Source organism: Roseibium suaedae, from assembly GCF_900142725.1.
GTDB classification, from domain to species: domain Bacteria; phylum Pseudomonadota; class Alphaproteobacteria; order Rhizobiales; family Stappiaceae; genus Roseibium; species Roseibium suaedae.
Map to the genome: position 1 here is coordinate 505,317 of NZ_FRBW01000002.1, position 17,636 is coordinate 522,952.

Genomic DNA, 17,636 nt, shown 5'->3' on the forward strand with positions numbered 1-17,636 from the left:
AATTTACGTAAAGGCAATTCGATTTCAAATCAAACTTATGCCCAGAATCACGGCTTTCCTTTCCCCTCAGGAAACTTGCTGAGGCCGTTTCCAGCTGATACCGCCAGAACAAAGAGCGATGCGAAGGGTTGGCCCTGAGCAAAGCCAGTCCTTTCAAACCTCCTTCGAGCTTCGCCCTTGATGACTTTCACGCCGCCGGCAAACGATCATTCTCCCATGGGAGACGCCGCTCTGCCCGTCGCCTGTTTCGGGGCCATTCACTACGACATCATCGCCCACGCGGACCGGACGATCCTGCGCGAAACCTCGACCCCCGCACGCATCGACATGAAGCCGGGGGGCGTTGCCACCAACGTGGCACGAAGTCTCGCCAGACTTGGTACGCCGGTCACGCTCACGGGTATGGTCGGCAATGATTCAGCGGGTGCCTCCATTCAGCAGATCCTGAAGATGGAAGGTGTTGCCGCCGACCTTTCAGTGCGCGATGGCCATACCACGGGCCAGTATCTGGCGCTCCATGACCCGGATGGTTCTTTGGCTGCGGCCTGCATCAGCGACACAGTGCTGACCTCTGCTCCCCTGCATCTCTTCGAGGAAGCGGCAAGCCGCGCCGATAGCGAAGGCTGGTGGCTTCTGGATGCCAATTTGCCGGAGGCTGCCTTGAGCCTGCTGGCCAGGACCGCTCCCTCGGGCAGGCTTGCGGCGGAAGCTGTCTCGATTGCCAAGGCCCCCCGCCTCAGAGCAATCCTGTCCCGGATCTCCCTTCTGTTCCTGAACCGTGCGGAAGCTGCGACCCTTTCAAGCCTCAATGCTGAGGCCTCTCTCGATGCGCATTCGGAGAAGCTGCTGGCAGCGGGTGTCCAAACTGTCATCATCACCGATGGCGCTGGTCCTCTTCATGTCCGCAGTCCGGAACTATCCCTGTTTCTGCCGACACCGGATGCCAATGTCGTGGATGTCACGGGCGCCGGGGATGCGCTTGTCGCTGGAACTCTCTCAGCCCTCGGGCGCGGACTTCCCCTGGAAGCCGCCGCCAGCGCCGGACAGCAGGCTGCGCGCATTGCGCTGGAGACCACGGGCGCGGCTCCTGCAAACCTGACCTGGACGGCTGTTTCCAGAAACCTTCATGGGACGGCAGGCTGAATTTTGCCAAGCCGCCCTGCGCGGTTCCGCCGCTCGACGGGGCAGCCCCCAAGGACTATAAGGCGCGTCAAACCGCCCAGACATTTTTCGTTTCGAACCACTGAGGATCCTACCCGTGCTCCCTGCTGACTTCATCGTTCCGACTGAAGAAATCCGTGAAGCGCTTGCCGCCGGCAAGCCGGTTGTCGCCCTGGAGTCGACCATCATCACCCACGGCATGCCCTATCCGGACAATGTCGAGACTGCCCGCATGGTTGAACAGGACATCCGCGACAACGGCACCATTCCCGCGACGATTGCCGTTCTGGATGGCAAGATCCGCATCGGCCTCAGCGATGAAGACCTGATCCGTCTGGCCAAGGCGGAAGGTGTCATGAAATGCTCGCGCGCCGACCTTGCGATCGCGGTATCCAGCGGACGCCCGGGATCCACCACAGTTGCTGCAACCATGATGGCGGCCCATGCGGCCGGCGTTTCGGTCTTTGCCACCGGCGGCATCGGCGGCGTGCACAAGGGGGCGGAAGAAAGCTTCGACATTTCCGCAGATCTTGACGAACTCGGCCGCACGCCCGTTCTGGTGGTATGCGCCGGCGCGAAGGCGCTTCTCGACATTCCGAAGACGATGGAAGTGCTCGAAACCCGCGGCGTTCCGGTCATTGCCTATGGAACCGATCAGCTCCCGGCCTTCTGGTCACGCAGTCTTGGCCTCAAGGCACCGTTCCGCATGGACAGCGCGGAAGAGATCGCCGCACTCCTCAAGGCTCGCGCTGCCTTTGGCGACCATGGCGGCGTCTTGATTGCCAACCCAGTGCCAGCAGAAAGCGAAATTCCGGCCGACGAAATGGCCGGTTACATCGCAACAGCTCTGGAACAGGCCGAGCAACAGGGCATCAAGGGCAAGGAGGTTACCCCCTTCGTGCTGGGCGCGATCCTGAAGCTCACCGGCGGCCGCAGCCTTGTGACCAACATCGCCCTGGTGCGCAACAATGCAAGGCTTGCAGCCCGCATTGCGGCAGCCGCCGCAGCCTGAGCGTCGTCCCACAGCGCAAGACTGCATTTGACCCCGGAGCGGCTGCCGCTCCGGGGTCTTGCTTTGCGACCCCAGGTCCCTTCAACCTTGACGCTCGCCTCAAGTCTTTGAGCAAGCGAACAATTCCAAAGGTTCGCGAGACCAAAAAGTGTCGCCCGCAGGTCACAGCGGCAATGCAAACCGGCCTATCCGGTTCGCGCAACGGTATCAGACCGTTGACTCCTCCCTCGCAGCCTGAACAAAGTTATCGCGCTGCGGCATGGCCGGGCAAACGGTACAGGATGAGGAGGTTCGCCGATGACGGAAGCGACGACGGCGGTTGCGCCGACTACGGAAGGCGGCTTGACGCCCCTGAAATATCTGGATCGCGCCCTGAGCAAACTGCGTGAGATCGGCCTGCCGGTGGAAACCGAGACGGACGCTCCGATCAACGCGCTGCTGGAACAGATTTCCTCTCTTTCGCCGGACAAGGTGCTGATCATCACGCGCACCCTGGGCCAGGCATCCAACTTCAATGAAGTGGTGCGCAGCCAGATCCAGCAAATGGATATCGGCCAGCGCTACGAAGAGATCACCGACAGCTTCAACACCATCCGGGATGACGCCAAGGCGCTGGTGGATCAGCTGGCCGACGGCAAGATTTCCTTCACCGAAAGCCTTTCCAACAAGTGGCGCGACATGCGCCGCGGCACCATCTCGGACCGGTTCGACACGATCCGCAGCACCTACAAGGAAGTGGCCCGGGCCACCAAGGACCAGATCGAGCGCGAGCAGACGATCCTGGATTCCTACCGTGACTTCCGCGGTGCGCTGAAGCAGGCCGAAGTGCTGGCTCTGGAAATCCTGAAGACGGCAACCACCAAGCTTGACGAGGCCAAGGCCGCGCTGGAGGCGGCGTCCGCCGCTGTTGCCGGTCACACCGGCGACGACGCTGCCGCCAAGGCTCGTCTGGAGCTTGCCCGCGATGAAAAGCTGCGGGAAATGCAGGACGAGGAAAAGCGCTACCAGGTGGCCAAGGACCTCTCTGACAACCTGACCATCGGCTACAACACCTCCGAAATCATTATGGCGCGCCTGATGCAGACGACCAACGCCAAGGAGCGGGTCTATGCGCAGTCGGTGAGTTTCTTCTCCACCAACGAATCCGTTCTGACCGCCCTCAACGCGTCCTTCACCGGCCTTCAGGGACTGCATGAGTCCACTGAAACGCTGAACGCGATGAAGGACGGCATGAACAAGAGCCTGGAAACCCTCGCCGAGATCGGCGATGCGGTGCAGACTGAGGCGCTGAAGGCGGGCTACGGACCGACAGTGGCTGCAGCTTCGGTCAAGAAGCTCGTAGACTCCGTCATCAACTTCCAGGTCCAGTCGCGCGAGATCATCAACGAGATGCGCGACATGTCGACCAAGAACTCGGAAGAGATCCGGACCGCCGTTGAAGACGGCAAGCGCAGACTGGCCAAGCTGGCTGCACAGGGCAATGCGCTGCGTTAAGGCGCAGGCTTGATGAAGCAAATGGGAACGCCGGGTCAAAGCCCGGCCGACCCCAGCGGAGACGCTTGATGGCGGATAGGGCTGACGCGCCGCTTGATGATCTGATGATGGCCATGGACGTTGTGGACACGCTGCGCCACGACGAGGCACTGATCATGAAGGAGCTGGCAACCGACGACCGGGACGACCGGATGATCGAGCGCCTTCGCCAGGTCTATGCGTCTCAGGGCATCGATGTTCCCGATGATATCCTGAAGGCTGGCGTCGAAGGGCTGAAGGAAGACCGCTTCGTCTACTCGCCGCCCGCCTCCGGCTTTCAGCGCTGGCTTGCCCTGCTTTATGTCACCCGCATGCGCTGGTCCAAATGGGCGGCAGGCCTGGCGCTAGCCCTCATCCTGTGCCTTGCAGGCTGGCAGTTCCTTGTGGTGATGCCGCGGGAAAGAGCGGCAGCCGCGCTTCAGGTCGAACTCAGCGAAACCATCCCCCAGTCCATCGCCTCCCTGCGCAGCCGCATCGAAGGGCTGACCAGCGATGCCGATATTCTGGCAAGTGCCAAGCGGCTCGAAGAGGATGGCCTTGCGGCAGCGGCAGCCGGAAATGCGGAGGCTGCAAGAAAGTCGGCCTCCAGCCTGAACTCCATGGCGGCAGAGCTGGCGCTGACCTTTGAGGTCAAGATCGTTTCCCGTCCCGGCGTTCCGACCGGTGTCACCCGCATTCCCGAAGCCAATCAGCGGGCAAGCAACTATTACATCGTGGTGGAAGCCATCGGTCCGGATGGCAAGGCCCTGTCCCGTACGATCACCTCCGAGGAAGACGGCAAGTCTCACGAGGTTTCGATCTGGGCGCAACGGGTCAGTTCCTCCCTCTTCAACCGTGTGCGCGATGACAAGTCCGGCGACGGCATCGTTCAGGACACGCTTCTTGGCACCAAGGAGCGCGGCAAGCTGGCCGTGACCTGGAAGTCAGGTGTTCAGACGGGAGCGATCACCGAATGGTAAGGACCGAGCGGAACTTTCACGCAAGGGAGACGCAGCCATGCTGAACGGCCGTCAGACACTTGCAAGCCTTGACCAGGCCATGACGGATCTTCGCCGGGAGGAAACGGAGCTCGACACCCGCATCGAGCGCTCGACCCGGTCGCTCGCGGATCTGCGCAGCCGGCAGAACGACGGCTACCGCGAACTTGCCCGCTTCCGCCTCGACAATGACGCGGCAGACGGCTTGACCCGCAGGCTGGATGACGCAGCGCGCGAAGTGCGCCGCCTGATGGAAAAACGCACCTCGGATTTTGCCACGCTGAATGCCCAGCTCCGGGAAAAGGAAACCGCCCAGGCCGATCTCAACAAGAGCCGCAGCAGCTTGAGCGAGACCCGTGAGCAACTGGCTGGCCGGATGGACGACCTCATGGAAGAGGTCGACAAGGTGCTGGAAACGGACGCGGCTTTCATGACCCAGTCCGCCAAGGCGGAGGCCGCGGCCCGGACTGCAGAAGCTGCAACTGACAAGGCCCAGAGGGCCATTGCCGACGAGGAAGAAAAGGGCAAGGCTTATCTGGATGACCGGCTGTTCGTCTATCTGTGGGAAAGAGGCTTCGGCACACCGGACTATGCCTCGACAGGTCTGATCCGGTCTCTGGACCGCTGGGTGGCAAGACTGATCGGCTTTGAAGGCGCGCGGGCCAATTACGCCATGCTGACGCGCATTCCGGAGAAACTTGCGGCACATGCGGAAAAATGCCGTGTGGCGGCCGCCGCCGAACAGGATGTTCTTGCAGCCATGAGCCGCCAGAAGCTTGCTGATACGGCAGGCGAGGACCTGGCTGGACGCATCGAGGAGACCAACGCTCAGATTGCGGCCCTCGACAAGCAGCTGGAAGACTTGGAGCCGGTCATCGCCACCCTGACCCAGGCCCTGCACGAGTTCTCCAATGGCGAGGACGACAATTTCAAGAAGGCGGAGGAGCAGTTGTCCGGCTCCTTGCGCGGCGATGATCTTCAGGACCTTTGGCGCGAGGCGCTCGCAACGCCCTCCCCCGAGGATGAAAAGATCGTGCGCCGTCTTGAGGATCTTGCTGATCAGATCGAGGCCGTCGAGAGGGACATCCGTCAGGACCGGGAATTGCAGCGCGACATCACCGCGCGCAGGGCCGAACTTGCCTCCGTTGCCCAGAATTTCCGCCGCAATGGCTACGACGACTGGGACTCCACCTTTTCCGACAACAGCCTGACCACCGTTCTTCTCGGTGAGCTCTTGAAAGGTGCGATCACCGGAGCAGATTACTGGGCACGGGCCCAGCGCAGTCACAAGCGGCGCAAGCCCAAGGGCGCCAAGGTCGGCTTCCCGGGCGGTTCAGGTCTGCCGCGCGGCATGGGCGGCGGTTTTGGTGGTCCATCCCGGGGCTCGTCTGGTGGATCATCAGGCGGGTTCGGAGGCGGCGGCTTCAAGACCGGCGGCGGCTTTGGCGGCGGTGGTTTCAAGACGGGCGACACTTTCTGACTCCCATTGGTCCCGGTATCCGGGCGGACTTGATTTTGATGAGGCTATTTTGATGGATCCGGCGCTTTACCGGGCCTTTGCCCACTATAATTCGTGGATGACCCGGCAGGTCTATGCGGCCTGTGCGGACATGCCCGATGCAGAGCGGCGGCAGGACAGAGGCGCGTTCTTCAAGTCGATCCACTCGACCCTGAACCACATTCTTTTCGGCGACCGCGTCTGGATGGGACGCTTCACCGGACGCAGCTACGATCACAAAGGCATGGGGGCCGACATTTTCGAGAGCTTCGCCGATCTGCAGGAAGCACACCTGGCGATGTCAGACGAGATTTCGCAATGGGTGGAAACCCTTGATGCGGACTGGCTGTCAGGCGATCTGACCTGGACAAGCACGGACGGCAAGCGTACGAGCTCGCGGCCACGCTGGCTGCTGGTCTCGCATCTGTTCAACCATCAGACACATCACCGGGGGCAGATCACCACCCTGCTCTCCCAATCCGGACGGGATGTCGGGGTGACCGATCTGCCGTTCATACCGCAGTAATCCGGCCGTATGCGGCTGCAACAGGGTGTCAGCTGGCCTTTTCTCCCGCCAGACAGATGCCAGATAGACGCCAGACAAGAACACCGTTTCCAGCGCCGCACACGGACCATTGGTCCCGCCGCGCCCAAGCAAGATTTAAGGATCGCGCCATGCGCCAACTCAAGACGCTTCTTCAGCTCACCGCAGTCACCGGTCTCATGGGACTTGCTGCCTGCGTCAGCTCCTCGCCCAGGCAGCAGGCACCGGCCGGCCCTGCCCAGCCGACGCTGGACGTTCCCGCTGGAGCCCAGAGCGTGAATATTGCTGCCGATCCGGCAACGATCCGCGCGACATTGATCGCCAGCGCCCAGCAGAAGGGAACGCCGGTGATCCAGGACCAGGCCAACATGGTGGTGATGGAACGGGTGATGAGCGGCGCCAACCCGGCCCTTGATGCGGAGTTCGGCCCTTCCGACAATGGCACCCGCGTGATCCGGATCCGCGTCCGCTTTACCGGCTCGGGCTGTCAGACCCTGGCTGTCCAGGACGTGGCAGTGGTCAACAATGTCCACACGGCCCTGGAACAGAGCTTCGTTCTTCCGGGCAACCCGAACACGATGGAAAGCCTGAACGGCCTGAAGCGCGACGCAGAGCGCAAGAGCGCCTGCCCGCGCGTCTGACCGTTTCATATCCGCGAAGAGGAGCGCGACGCATGACAGGACAAGCCACCAAAACCGTTCTCAAGGGCGGATGCCTTTGCGGCGCCGTCACCTTTGAGGCGACCGGCGTCTTCGACCGGTTTTTCCTTTGTCATTGCGAGCGTTGCCGGAAAGGCACCGGCACGGCGCATGCAGCCAATGTCTTTTCCACGGACTTCGAGCTGACATGGCTATCTGGTGAAGGGAACACCACAAAATTCCTTGTCGAGGGCACCCGCCACAGCCGCCATTTCTGCAACACCTGCGGATCGCCTTTGCCGCGCACGAGTGCGGATGGCGTGCGGCTTGTGGTGCCAGCCGGCAGCCTGGAAACACCCCTCCATCTGCGGCCTGAGGCGCATATTTTCACCGCAAGCCGGGCAGACTGGGATGACGAACTGGAGAATGTTCCTGCATTCCCAGGTTTCCCGAGCTGACCGGCTGAGGAAAATGGCCTCACCCGAGCCATCCGCAATGGATGTTCGTCAGCTGATGAACTCGTTGCTGATGTTATAGGCGGGGGAGGCCAGTCCTGCTTCCCAGATCATATAGACAGACCTGCCATCGGTATTGAGAACGGACGGTCCTGTCTCGTTGCCATCCGCATCCACAGGCACGAAGTGATACTGCTCGGCGGAATGCGCCGGTCCCCAGTCGAAGATCCTGTAGCATTGATCTGGTGCCAGAAACTTCGCTTCCCCCTTGATGAACGCGACCTTCTGATAGCCGTAGCTGTCGAACTCTCCTTCACCGATCCACATGCTTCCGTTCCTTTTTCTGCCGTCTGCACGCGCAACAGTACAATCAGAAATAAACATTACCAAGACAAACAGCCCTTAATGGTTATTCGTGTCGTTCCCTCTTTGACCGCGAATGAAGTTTGAATAGTCGCCGCCTTCCGGCATCTGTTGTGCCCGCCCCGAGATCAGAGCTGCATCCTTGCGGGCATTCACGGTCCCCTCGCCGCCCAGAAGTCCGAGGTTCAGGAGATATTCCGGCAGGTGAGCGGACAGAACCAGACGCCAATCCATGGGCAGGTCCGGCTGCAGGGCCTTGGCAAGCTGATAGACGACCGTGGTGCAGTTGGCAGTCAAGGTGTTGTAAAAGGCAGGCTCTGCCTCCAGCTGCTGGGACAGGTCCACAAAGGACAGGAACATGGCTCTTCGCGCCTCGGCACTAAGGGTCAGCGGATAGAGCCGGACTTCCTCGCGCCGGTAGTTGGTGCGCAGCTTGACGATGTCCCGCTCGGTTGCGCCAATCAGCACCAGTTCGAACTGCCGGAAGAAACCACCGATCTCGTTGAAGGCTTCGCCCTTCTCGCGCCGGATCTCGGCGGAAAAGACCACATGCTCCCCATCTGAGAAACCGAAGCTGACAAGCAGATGGGCAATGTCCGGGTTGCTCCAGACCGAGGTGAACATGTCGACGGACTGCAGTTGATCGAGGTCGAGGTCACGGGAGATCCAGCGGGGATCAGCCTCGGAAGCCGTGTGCCAGTCGAAATCGCGGATGTTGTCGAGCTGCACACGCGAACCTTCGACACGGGCAAGCACACCCCGGGACACATCAACGTCCCAATCCTTGTCGGACCTCGGCACGATCGTCTGATACCAACTGCCGACAAGCAGGCATGCGGCGAGAAGAACCGCCCAACCCGCAATCCGCGACCGCCGATAGGCAACGGCTTCCACCAGGATCGCCAGCAGCAGGAGAGCCCACCCGGAAACCAACAGGACAGTCTGCAAATGAAACCAGAATGCTGTGGCGGCCCAGAGCACACCGGCGAGCAAGGCAATGGCAAACACCACATGCGGCAAAAACTTGAAGACACGGATCACGTCACAACTCCAGGCAGACGACCCAAGATACACCTCAACCAGCCAGGCGGGAGCTTTAAACTCCCGCCTGAGATGAGAGATCAGTCATTGTCCTTCGCGGAAACCTCGGCCAGCAGCCGTTCCGTGCGGGCGTCCTCGATCTTGTTGTAGATCCGGTCGGACTCTTCCTTGTCCCGGAAGGCCTTGGTGATCGAGGCCGTGGAATAGACCAGCATCAAAGCGGCCATGGCATAATAGCCCTTTGCCGAGAAGCTTGCCTCCAGGGACCAGATGCCCCCGGCCATCATCACGGCTGCCACGCCAAAGTTGAAATACGTGAACATGTTCCAGGCGTTGGAACCCTTCGGCTTGTATGCACTCATCTGACTTCTCCTTGTCGCCGGTGTCCGGCCTTCTCCAGGGCGCCGTGCTTCTGACGGCGGTCACTCAATTCGGGGATTGGGTATTGCGGCGGACTAGCCCGCCTTGGCCCTGAGGCGCTCAAGCACCTTGGCCGCATCAGCCTGAAGCGGGGTTCCACAACCAGCCGCAGCGAGCCGGGCGGCTGTTGCCGCCGCATTGGACTGGCCGTTGAGATCGTCGAACGCCCGTTCCACTTCCTCACAATGGCTGTGGCGGACTTGCAGCCGCTCCAGAGTTGCCTCTGCCTCGCGCAAGCTGGCCAGAACTCCGTCAGGCATGGTGCCCTTGAGCTTATGGGTGCGCTCCGCCGCGTCGGCAATCTGCTTGCCCCGCTGAAGGGCACGCAAACGCAATTCGCAAATCCCGACCTGATCGCGCAGCTTGGTGATTTCACGGGAATAATGGTCAATCGCCTTCAGGGTCGCGGTCTGTTCGGCCTCCACATCGGCGATCGCGGATGCAGCCTCTGCCGCAAGGTCTTCCCTGCCAATCCGGATCGCTTCCAGGGCACGGGCCTCCAGATCGGCCAATTGAGCTGCCAGCCGCTCCGCAGCCTTCGTCTCTCTGGCCGAATAGGCCATGACCACCGCAACCGCCCGCTTCGCCTTTTCCAGTCCGTCAGCGGCATCACGCAACTGCTGGCGCAGGATAGACAGGGCATTCGCATCGGAAAAAGCTTCGGCAGCATCATGACTGCGTCCACGGATCAAAGTCGCCATCATCTTGAACATCTCAACCTCCACTGATATGAACAACGTTCATGAATTGCTTGTAGCGCAGCACTGAACATTGTTCAAGAACTTTTTTGAACAATGTTCATAGAAAGATGGAAAGCATGGGATCAAACCGGGAAACCAAGCGGGCGGAGTTGCGGGAACGCCTGATTGAGGCGGCTGAAATAGAATTGCGGGACAAGGGTCTGGCAGGCTTGAAAGCCCGCGATGTGACAGCCAGAGCTGGCTGTGCACTTGGCGCGCTCTACAATGCGGTCGAGGACCTGGACATGCTGGTCCTGGAGGTCAATGCGCGCACACTTGCGAAGATGGGAACCGCCTTGCGCGCATCCCTGCCCGGCCCGGATGCCCAGCCGGTTGAATCGCTGCAAGCCCTGGCAGAAGCCTATATCGATTTTGCGCTTGAGAACCGGAGGATCTGGCTTGCCCTGTTTGAGCACCGCTTGCCGGAAGAAAGAACCGTGCCGGAAGAGCACAGGCAGAGCCATTCCGTGCTGATCGACGGCATTGCGGCCCCGCTTGCCCGGTTGCGCCCGGACCTGTCACCGGAGGCCCTTGCCCTGCGCGCCCGCACGGTCTTCGCGGCCGTTCACGGCGTCGTCCACCTGTCGCTTCAGGGCCAGTTCGTCGGCGTGCCACTTCAGGATCTGAAATCGGAAGTCCGGGCCCTGGTGGAGATCATGGCAAGGCGGGCCGGGTGAGACCGGCGCTCACTGTTACAAGCCTGTGAAGAAAAAGTGCGGAATGTCATCCCTGCGAAGGCAGGTATTCGTTAGCCCTCTGAAGGAGCTGCGTTTCTCAAGACCACACTCCGAGGGAACTGGATCCCGGTTTTGGTGCAGGGCACCAAGCCGGGATGACATCCGAACTTTATAGCTTTGCCAGCATTCCCAGTCGAACAGCCTTAGCTGTTCAGAACGTCCTTCACCGTCGTCGCAAGTTGCTTGAGGGTGAAGGGCTTGGGCAGGAAGAAGAACTTCTCGTTCTCCGGCAGGTTTTCCTCGAAGGCGTCTTCCGCATAGCCCGAAACGAAGATGATCTTCAGGTCTGGCTGGGTCTTGCGCAATTCGACCAGGAGCGTCGGGCCATCCATTTCAGGCATGACCACGTCAGAGACGACCAGATCGATCTTGCCGCCCGCCTCTTCCATCACCTCAAGCGCTTCCGTGCCCGAGGCTGCCTCATAGACCGTATAGCCGCGCGAGGCGAGTGCACGGGCGCCGAAGGCACGCACGGCTTCCTCATCTTCGACCAGCAGGATGGAGGCGGAACCGGTGAGATCGGCGACCTTCTCGCTTTCGACTTCCTTCGGCTTGACCACCACATCCTCGACCGCTGCCGGAATGTGGCGCGGCAGGAAGATGCGGAAGGTGGTGCCGACATCCACTTCCGAGGTGCAGAAGATGTAGCCGCCGGTCTGCTTGACGATGCCGTAAACCGTCGACAGGCCAAGCCCCGTGCCCTTGCCCACTTCCTTGGTGGAGAAGAACGGATCGAAGATCTTGGCCATGATTTCCGGCGGCATGCCATGCCCCGTATCGGTCACCTCGATCAGCATGTAGTCGCCCGGAGGCATGCCGCGGGTGTTCTCGAACTGGGTGGATTCGGCCTCGGTCACATTGCCGGTGCGGATCGTCAGCTTGCCGCCTTCCGACATGGCATCGCCCGCGTTGACCGCCAGATTGACGATCACCTGCTCGAGCTGGTTGATGTCAGCCATGATCGGCCACAGATCGCGGCCATGGATCACCTTCAGCTCCACCTTTTCGCCGAGAAGACGGTCGAGCAGGATGGAAAGATCGGCCAGAACGTCATTCAGATGCAGCTGCTGCGGACGCAGGGTCTGACGGCGCGAGAAGGCAAGCAACTGGCGCACGAGGCCGGCCGCACGGTTGGCGTTCTGCTTGATGTTCATGATGTCCTGAAAGGACGGATCGGTCGGACGGTGGCTGGCAAGCAGCAGATCCGAGAAGCCGATGATCGCGGTCAGGACGTTGTTGAAGTCATGGGCGACGCCGCCAGCCAGCTGGCCAATGGCCTGCATCTTCTGGCTCTGGGCAAACTGGGCTTCAAGCGCGCGTTGCTGGGTGGTCTCCAGCGCGTAGACAATGGCAGCTTCCCCGTCCCCTTCCCCGTCCCGCACGGCGGAAACGTAGAAGGTGGCAGAGCGCGGATCATTGCCGTCGTTCAGTGCAATATCGATGGGAGCAATCTCGCCGATGCCATTGGCAGCCGCACTGAGCGAACGCCCCAGCTCTTCCTTGCCGCTCACCGCAACATAATTCTCGAGCTTCGGCGGCTCACCGGACAGATCCACTGCACCGAACAGACGCAGGAACGGCGCGTTGGTGCGCAGCACCCGGCCTTCCTCGTCAAGCGAAGCAATGGCAATCGGCGTGTTGTTGAAGAAGCGGGCAAAGCGCACTTCAGCTGCACGCAGCGCTTCTGAAACTTCCTCGCCCCGAGACCGGTTGAGCACGAGCGTGCGGCTGTCCCCCGGCTGGCCGTTTTCGCCAAAGGGAACCCGGTGCAACAGGCGCACCGGAAGGCTGCGGCCATTGCGGGTGACAAAGTCGAGATCGAAAGTCTCGCTCTTCACTTCACCTGCCAGTCCCTTGACGGAGCGGATCAGTTCCGTGCCATCCCCGCGCACAATGTCGCTTAGGCCAAGGTCACCTGCCTCGAACTGGGCCAGGTCATGGCCCAGCCAGTCAGCCAGGGTGGCATTGAGATAAAGAATACGACCTTCGCCGTCGCAGGAGAAAAAGCCTGCAGGCGCATGGTCGAGGAAATTGATGACCCGCTGCAGTTCCTGGAAGGAGTTTTCCTGGTCCGCCCGGTCCCGGGTGATGTCCGCAAGCTGCCAGACAGACAGACGGCGGCCGGAGCCACCTTCCTTGCGCGGGATCTGAAGCGGGCGCACGGAGACGCGATACCAGCGCGGATTGCCTTCATGGCGCCCGAGCGGATGGTGCATGCGGATTTCTTCCTGCGCCCGGCGCCCCTCACGGGTCGCCTGGGACAGGCGGAAAATGGCATCCGCCGCATCCGGGTCGGACGAGAACACGCGCTCCATGACACGGATCGCCGCAACGGTCTCGGCTCCGGTCAGGTCGGCATAGGACTGGTTGGCATAGAGAATGCGCCCGTCCGGATCAGTGATCAGGGCGCCATCGTCCAGGGAATTCAGGAAGGCTGCGGAAACGGGGTTGCCCTGATTGCGGGTGCCGAAGCGCAGGAAGCCAATGGCTCCCGCGAACATGCAGAAAACCCCGACAACCGCCAGAATGCCCAGCAAGCCGACAACGAAAGGCTGGGCCTGCTCCTTGCCGGCAATGGCAAAGCCGGCGGCGGCAGCCACCAGAGCCAAAGCCAGTCCGATCAGCAGCCAGATGTTTCCGGTCCTTTCGGGCCGGTCAATCATCGGCTCTCCCGGAGCACTGTCCAGTTCACTCATTCCTGTAACTCCCCGGCTCGAATCGTTCTGTCGAGCCATCCCAAAGCATTCTGTGCAATTCGCCGGAATTCAACCGGCGCCTGCCTAATTCCGGCGTACCCCAACGCGTTTCCGCATCTTAAAGACGAAGCCGATCACTTCCGCGACGGCCTTGAAGTGTTCTTCCGGAATTTCCTGATCCATTTCGACGGTCGCATAAAGCGCACGGGCGAGCGGCGGATTCTCGATCACCGGCACGTCATTCTCCTTCGCGATCTCACGAATACGGAGCGCGACTGCGTCAACCCCCTTCGCAAGACAGACCGGAGCCCCCATGCCGCTTTCATATTTCAACGCCACAGCGTAGTGGGTCGGGTTGGTGACCACCACGGTCGCGCTCGGCACCGCCGCCATCATGCGCTTGCGGCTCCGCTCCATGCGCAACTGACGAAGCTTGCCCTTGATATGCGGATCCCCTTCGGTCTGCTTGTATTCTTCCTTGATCTCCCGAAGCGACATGCGCTGCTTCTCGTACCATTTGTGCCGCTGATAGAGAAAATCAGCCCCGGCCACCAGCGTCATCACTGCAAGGATTGCGCCCAGAAGCTGCAGAGACAGGTCGCGCGTTTCCTTCAGGAGCAAGGAAACGTCGGCAAAGAGCATCAGCTCCGCCTCGTCCTTGTGCGGCAGAAGCACCATGGTCATCAGGGCGCCGACAATGACGATCTTCACCAGGCCCTTGCCGAAGTTGACGAGGCTCTCGGAAGAAAACAGCCGCTTGAAGCCGGAGAGCGGCGAGACTTTGGAGAATTTCGGCTTGATCGGCTCGGAGGTGAAAACAATCTGGTGCTGGACCAGATTGCCGGCAACCGCCATGACAGCAATCACCAGAATGGGAACGGCAACGATCAGGGCCACGGACTGGCCCGTATCCCGCCACAGCGCCTTCAGTGCCAGCCCATCCATCGGGATTTCGTGGGCGTGCTCGATATAGCCTCTCAGCAGGGCCGTAAGAGACTGGACCATGCCCGGCGCGAAAATCGCGATCATCAGAGTGCTGCCCGCGAGGGTGAACCACGTGCTGACTTCCTGCGATTTCGGTATGTCCCCCTTTTCATGCGCTTCTCTCAAGCGCTTTTGCGTGGGGTCCTCGGTTTTCTCCGAGTCATCGGCTCCGTCTGACATCGGGTCTCCCTATCCAGCGATGAACTTGCCGATCGCTTCCTGGAAATGCTCCAGATAGACCGACATGATCGTGGTTATGAGAACGAGAAGCATCCCCAGCCCCAGCGCGATGTTCACAGGCATCGCGATGAAGAAGATCTGCATTTGGGGCATCAGCTTGTTGAGAAGACCGAGGCCGAAATAGAAAACAAGCCCCACGACAATGAAGGGCGCACTAAGCTGGATCGCAATGACGAAGACACCGGCCAGGGTCTGGGTCGCGAGTTCCGCGAAGTCCGAGACCGGCAGGCTGCCTCCGGGGGGAAACAGCTCGAAACTGTCATGCAGCGCCGCAATCACCAGATAGTGGGTGTCTGTAACGAAGATCAGCGTCAGCCCAAGGATCGACAGATAGTTGCTGACGAGAGCACCCTGCTGACCGGAGTTTGTGACGTCCGCGCCGAGTGCCATGGACAGACCGATCTGACCGGCAATGATCACACCCGCAATCTGCAGGGCATTTGTGATCAGCCGGGCGCAAAGCCCGATCCCGAAGGCAACGGCGAATTCCTGACCGAACAGGATCATCAGCCGGCCCGGGTTCTCCATCACTCCGAGTGGATAAAGGCTGGACGCGGTCGGGTACATGACCAGGGTCAGCATCAGCGCGATGCTGAGACGGCTGCGCATGGGAATGGACCGCTCGCCCAGCGCAGGCAGCAGCATGACAAGCGTCCCCAGACGCGCGAACATCAGCATGAAGACCGCAGCCACCTCAGGCAGAAAGGAAAGCTGCAGGGTCATCGGCGCCCTCTCCCCATCATGAAGGGGTGATGAGGATCATTTCACCGATCCGCGCCGTGAAGGAGGCCAGGAGCTGCCCCATGAAAGGCAGCGTCAGAAGCAGTGTCACGAAGATGGCAAGGATCTTGGGAACGAAGACCAGGGTCATTTCCTGGATCTGGGTCAGAGCCTGGAACAGGGCGATGATCACGCCAATGACCAGACCGACAAGCATGGTCGGCCCGGCCACGAGGATCATGGTCCAGACCCCTTCACGCGCCAGATCAAGAACTTCTCCGCCGGTCATGACTTACCCTTCACAAGACACCAGCTTCGCAATCAGATCGACATTCTCATGATCTCTTCATAGGCAGAGATCACCCGGTCCCGGACCGTCACCATGGTTTGCAGGGCCGTTTCGGTTTCGGCGATTGCCGTTACCACGTCCACCACGTCGGTCTTGCCTTCCAGCATGCCGATGGACTTGACGTCCATGTCCCGTCCCTTCTCGACGACACCACCAACGGCCTGCTCGACCATCTGGCCAAAATCCGTACCGCTGCGGGCAGAAAGCATGTCATCCGGCTTGCTGGCCTGCTGCGCAAGACGGGCAGCAGTCTGATAGGCATTGCTTGCAAGAGAAGGGGTCGCCATGGCGTAATCGCCTTTCATGTTTTTCAGTTAGCGGCCCGGCCTGGTGCGCCGGATGGGGTCAGCGAAGCAGGAAGCCCGCCTCAGGATTTCAGGATGTCGATCGTCCGCTGCAGCATGGTGCGAGTCGATTCAATCACGTTCAAGTTGGCCTCATAGGACCGCTGGGCCTCACGCATATCCACCGTCTCGATCAACGTGTTGACGTTGGGCAGCTTGACGTAGCCATTGGCATCCGCAGCCGGATGGCCCGGCTCATAGCGGGTTTCGAAAGCGCTCTCGTCCCGGGCAACCTTGCCGAGTTCGACCTTCTCTGCGCCCAGTTCCTTGTCGAAATGAGCACGAAATGTCGGGATCTTGCGCCGGTAGGGATCTTCCTGCGGCGTGCGGCCGGTCGAGTTCGCGTTGGCGACGTTCTCGGCGATGATGCGCATGCGGCCATTCTGGGCCTTGAGGCCCGAAGCGGACACAAGCAGCGACTTGAGCAGATCCATATGCGTTCTCCTGAAGCGCCTAGCGCATTACCCAGACTTGGACAGAGCGGTCTTGATCAGGCCAAGACTGCGGGAATAGATCGAAGTGGCGGCCTGGAAGTCCATCTGGTTCTGGGTCACGAGCATCATCTGCTCTTCCAGATTGACGTTGTTCCCGCTCGGCGTGACTTCGAACATGTCTTTTTCTTCCACCTTGGCCTTGCCGCCACCCGTCATCGCGCCGGTGATGTGCCCCGACTTGGTCACGGCGGTCTGAAGACCGAATTCCGTGCGGCCGATATGGTCCGCGAAGGTGAAATCCTTGAGTTCCTTGGCCTTGTAGAGCGGCGTATCTGAATTCGCGACGTTCTCGGCCAGCACGCCCTGACGCACCTGATGCCACTGCATCTTGGACTTCAAGGCCTGGAAGATCGGCAGATCGGTCAGAGCCATCTGATTCACCTTAACGTTAACGAACCCGGCAAAGATTGCCGCTTTAAAGGTTAATGAAAGGTTAACACCTCACCGCAACCTTAACCATTGCCCGCTGAAATCCGTGGATGACAGCAGCTCCCGTTTACCATTTGCGACCGGAAGCATGACCGGTACGGGAAAATTGTGCCGGGCTCTGTTAAGATTTGGGAGACGAAAGATTCGCGCAACCCCCTTCCTCCAGTGTCCCAAGGAGATTGAAGCGGTTCGCAAAAATCTGAAAAAGGAGACCGGACTTCTCCACCACCGGCTTCCCTGCCGATGACAAGTCAGCCGGGG

At 60.5% G+C, this 17,636-nt stretch carries 20 protein-coding genes; 9 read left to right on the forward strand and 11 right to left on the reverse strand.

Annotated features, from left to right (window positions below; genetic code table 11):
• The first annotated feature begins 180 nt into the window (after positions 1-180).
• The 8 genes from BUA94_RS09425 (at position 181) to BUA94_RS09460 (ending at position 7,821) form a co-directional block, all read left to right on the forward strand.
• On the forward strand, positions 181-1,143 hold the full coding sequence (locus tag BUA94_RS09425; protein ID WP_084081901.1) for a PfkB family carbohydrate kinase: 963 nt from the start codon (positions 181-183) through the stop codon (positions 1,141-1,143).
• Positions 1,144-1,258: 115 nt separating this feature from the next.
• The gene (locus BUA94_RS09430; protein ID WP_073012250.1) at positions 1,259-2,173 is read left to right on the forward strand and encodes a pseudouridine-5'-phosphate glycosidase; all 915 of its coding nucleotides are present in this window, start codon (positions 1,259-1,261) and stop codon (positions 2,171-2,173) included.
• A gap of 297 nt (positions 2,174-2,470) precedes the next feature.
• The gene (locus BUA94_RS09435; RefSeq protein ID WP_073012252.1) at positions 2,471-3,667 is read left to right on the forward strand and encodes a cell surface protein; all 1,197 of its coding nucleotides are present in this window, start codon (positions 2,471-2,473) and stop codon (positions 3,665-3,667) included.
• Positions 3,668-3,735: 68 nt separating this feature from the next.
• Positions 3,736-4,665 (forward strand): DUF6384 family protein, encoded by a 930-nt coding sequence (locus tag BUA94_RS09440; RefSeq protein WP_073012254.1) that lies wholly within the window; start codon positions 3,736-3,738, stop codon positions 4,663-4,665.
• A 37-nt stretch (positions 4,666-4,702) separates the two neighbouring features.
• Positions 4,703-6,163: a coiled-coil domain-containing protein gene (locus BUA94_RS09445; protein ID WP_073012255.1), complete on the forward strand. Its 1,461-nt coding sequence runs from the start codon at positions 4,703-4,705 to the stop codon at positions 6,161-6,163.
• A gap of 52 nt (positions 6,164-6,215) precedes the next feature.
• On the forward strand, positions 6,216-6,707 hold the full coding sequence (locus BUA94_RS09450) for a DinB family protein (RefSeq protein ID WP_073012257.1): 492 nt from the start codon (positions 6,216-6,218) through the stop codon (positions 6,705-6,707).
• Between the two features lie 149 nt (positions 6,708-6,856).
• A complete protein-coding gene (locus BUA94_RS09455) occupies positions 6,857-7,366 on the forward strand; it encodes a hypothetical protein (protein WP_073012259.1) in 510 nt (169 codons plus the stop codon).
• A 32-nt stretch (positions 7,367-7,398) separates the two neighbouring features.
• Positions 7,399-7,821, forward strand: coding sequence for a GFA family protein (locus BUA94_RS09460; RefSeq protein WP_073012261.1), 423 nt, complete (start codon positions 7,399-7,401; stop codon positions 7,819-7,821).
• Positions 7,822-7,869: 48 nt separating this feature from the next.
• Here BUA94_RS09460 and BUA94_RS09465 read toward each other — a convergent pair whose 3' ends face one another.
• From BUA94_RS09465 to BUA94_RS09480, 4 genes are all read right to left on the reverse strand, one after another.
• Positions 7,870-8,145: a hypothetical protein gene (locus BUA94_RS09465; RefSeq protein ID WP_073012263.1), complete on the reverse strand. Its 276-nt coding sequence runs from the start codon at positions 8,143-8,145 to the stop codon at positions 7,870-7,872.
• A gap of 75 nt (positions 8,146-8,220) precedes the next feature.
• Positions 8,221-9,222 (reverse strand): lipoprotein N-acyltransferase Lnb domain-containing protein, encoded by a 1,002-nt coding sequence (locus BUA94_RS09470; RefSeq protein ID WP_073012264.1) that lies wholly within the window; start codon positions 9,220-9,222, stop codon positions 8,221-8,223.
• A gap of 80 nt (positions 9,223-9,302) precedes the next feature.
• Positions 9,303-9,584, reverse strand: coding sequence for a YiaA/YiaB family inner membrane protein (locus BUA94_RS09475; RefSeq protein WP_073012266.1), 282 nt, complete (start codon positions 9,582-9,584; stop codon positions 9,303-9,305).
• Between the two features lie 93 nt (positions 9,585-9,677).
• Positions 9,678-10,355, reverse strand: coding sequence for a PspA/IM30 family protein (locus BUA94_RS09480; RefSeq protein WP_073012268.1), 678 nt, complete (start codon positions 10,353-10,355; stop codon positions 9,678-9,680).
• Positions 10,356-10,459: 104 nt separating this feature from the next.
• On the opposite strand from BUA94_RS09480, the gene BUA94_RS09485 reads away from it, so the two are divergent.
• A complete protein-coding gene (locus tag BUA94_RS09485) occupies positions 10,460-11,059 on the forward strand; it encodes a TetR/AcrR family transcriptional regulator (RefSeq protein ID WP_073013783.1) in 600 nt (199 codons plus the stop codon).
• 203 nt (positions 11,060-11,262) lie between these two features.
• On the opposite strand, the gene cckA is transcribed toward BUA94_RS09485, so the two are convergent.
• The 7 genes from cckA to flgB form a co-directional block, all read right to left on the reverse strand.
• Positions 11,263-13,815: a cell cycle histidine kinase CckA gene (gene cckA / locus BUA94_RS09490; RefSeq protein ID WP_073012270.1), complete on the reverse strand. Its 2,553-nt coding sequence runs from the start codon at positions 13,813-13,815 to the stop codon at positions 11,263-11,265.
• An 84-nt stretch (positions 13,816-13,899) separates the two neighbouring features.
• On the reverse strand, positions 13,900-14,979 hold the full coding sequence (gene flhB / locus BUA94_RS09495) for a flagellar biosynthesis protein FlhB (RefSeq protein ID WP_073012272.1): 1,080 nt from the start codon (positions 14,977-14,979) through the stop codon (positions 13,900-13,902).
• Between the two features lie 9 nt (positions 14,980-14,988).
• Positions 14,989-15,762, reverse strand: a complete 774-nt coding sequence (gene fliR, locus BUA94_RS09500) for a flagellar biosynthetic protein FliR (RefSeq protein WP_073012274.1) — start codon at positions 15,760-15,762, stop codon at positions 14,989-14,991.
• A gap of 16 nt (positions 15,763-15,778) precedes the next feature.
• The gene (gene fliQ / locus BUA94_RS09505) at positions 15,779-16,048 is read right to left on the reverse strand and encodes a flagellar biosynthesis protein FliQ (protein WP_073012276.1); all 270 of its coding nucleotides are present in this window, start codon (positions 16,046-16,048) and stop codon (positions 15,779-15,781) included.
• 32 nt (positions 16,049-16,080) lie between these two features.
• A complete protein-coding gene (locus BUA94_RS09510; protein WP_073013784.1) occupies positions 16,081-16,395 on the reverse strand; it encodes a flagellar hook-basal body complex protein FliE in 315 nt (104 codons plus the stop codon).
• A gap of 80 nt (positions 16,396-16,475) precedes the next feature.
• The gene (flgC, locus tag BUA94_RS09515; RefSeq protein ID WP_073012277.1) at positions 16,476-16,886 is read right to left on the reverse strand and encodes a flagellar basal body rod protein FlgC; all 411 of its coding nucleotides are present in this window, start codon (positions 16,884-16,886) and stop codon (positions 16,476-16,478) included.
• 27 nt (positions 16,887-16,913) lie between these two features.
• Positions 16,914-17,318 carry a flagellar basal body rod protein FlgB gene (gene flgB / locus BUA94_RS09520; RefSeq protein ID WP_073012279.1) on the reverse strand — a complete coding sequence of 135 codons (405 nt, stop codon included), beginning with the start codon at positions 17,316-17,318 and terminating at the stop codon, positions 16,914-16,916.
• Positions 17,319-17,636 lie beyond the last annotated feature (318 nt).

What these genes read in the sequence shown, in the direction of transcription:
- fliQ (WP_073012276.1), bottom strand. Translation starts at nt 16,048, where the DNA reads ATGACCGGCGGAGAAGTTCTTGATCTGGCGCGTGAAGGGGTCTGGACC.
- BUA94_RS09440 (WP_073012254.1), top strand. Translation starts at nt 3,736, where the DNA reads ATGGCGGATAGGGCTGACGCGCCGCTTGATGATCTGATGATGGCCATG.
- BUA94_RS09435 (WP_073012252.1), top strand. Translation starts at nt 2,471, where the DNA reads ATGACGGAAGCGACGACGGCGGTTGCGCCGACTACGGAAGGCGGCTTG.
- BUA94_RS09450 (WP_073012257.1), top strand. Translation starts at nt 6,216, where the DNA reads ATGGATCCGGCGCTTTACCGGGCCTTTGCCCACTATAATTCGTGGATG.
- BUA94_RS09425 (WP_084081901.1), top strand. Translation starts at nt 181, where the DNA reads ATGACTTTCACGCCGCCGGCAAACGATCATTCTCCCATGGGAGACGCC.
- BUA94_RS09510 (WP_073013784.1), bottom strand. Translation starts at nt 16,395, where the DNA reads ATGGCGACCCCTTCTCTTGCAAGCAATGCCTATCAGACTGCTGCCCGT.
- flgC (WP_073012277.1), bottom strand. Translation starts at nt 16,886, where the DNA reads ATGGATCTGCTCAAGTCGCTGCTTGTGTCCGCTTCGGGCCTCAAGGCC.
- flgB (WP_073012279.1), bottom strand. Translation starts at nt 17,318, where the DNA reads ATGGCTCTGACCGATCTGCCGATCTTCCAGGCCTTGAAGTCCAAGATG.
- BUA94_RS09445 (WP_073012255.1), top strand. Translation starts at nt 4,703, where the DNA reads ATGCTGAACGGCCGTCAGACACTTGCAAGCCTTGACCAGGCCATGACG.
- fliR (WP_073012274.1), bottom strand. Translation starts at nt 15,762, where the DNA reads ATGACCCTGCAGCTTTCCTTTCTGCCTGAGGTGGCTGCGGTCTTCATG.
- BUA94_RS09485 (WP_073013783.1), top strand. Translation starts at nt 10,460, where the DNA reads ATGGGATCAAACCGGGAAACCAAGCGGGCGGAGTTGCGGGAACGCCTG.
- cckA (WP_073012270.1), bottom strand. Translation starts at nt 13,815, where the DNA reads ATGAGTGAACTGGACAGTGCTCCGGGAGAGCCGATGATTGACCGGCCC.
- BUA94_RS09460 (WP_073012261.1), top strand. Translation starts at nt 7,399, where the DNA reads ATGACAGGACAAGCCACCAAAACCGTTCTCAAGGGCGGATGCCTTTGC.
- flhB (WP_073012272.1), bottom strand. Translation starts at nt 14,979, where the DNA reads ATGTCAGACGGAGCCGATGACTCGGAGAAAACCGAGGACCCCACGCAA.
- BUA94_RS09465 (WP_073012263.1), bottom strand. Translation starts at nt 8,145, where the DNA reads ATGTGGATCGGTGAAGGAGAGTTCGACAGCTACGGCTATCAGAAGGTC.
- BUA94_RS09480 (WP_073012268.1), bottom strand. Translation starts at nt 10,355, where the DNA reads ATGTTCAAGATGATGGCGACTTTGATCCGTGGACGCAGTCATGATGCT.
- BUA94_RS09475 (WP_073012266.1), bottom strand. Translation starts at nt 9,584, where the DNA reads ATGAGTGCATACAAGCCGAAGGGTTCCAACGCCTGGAACATGTTCACG.
- BUA94_RS09455 (WP_073012259.1), top strand. Translation starts at nt 6,857, where the DNA reads ATGCGCCAACTCAAGACGCTTCTTCAGCTCACCGCAGTCACCGGTCTC.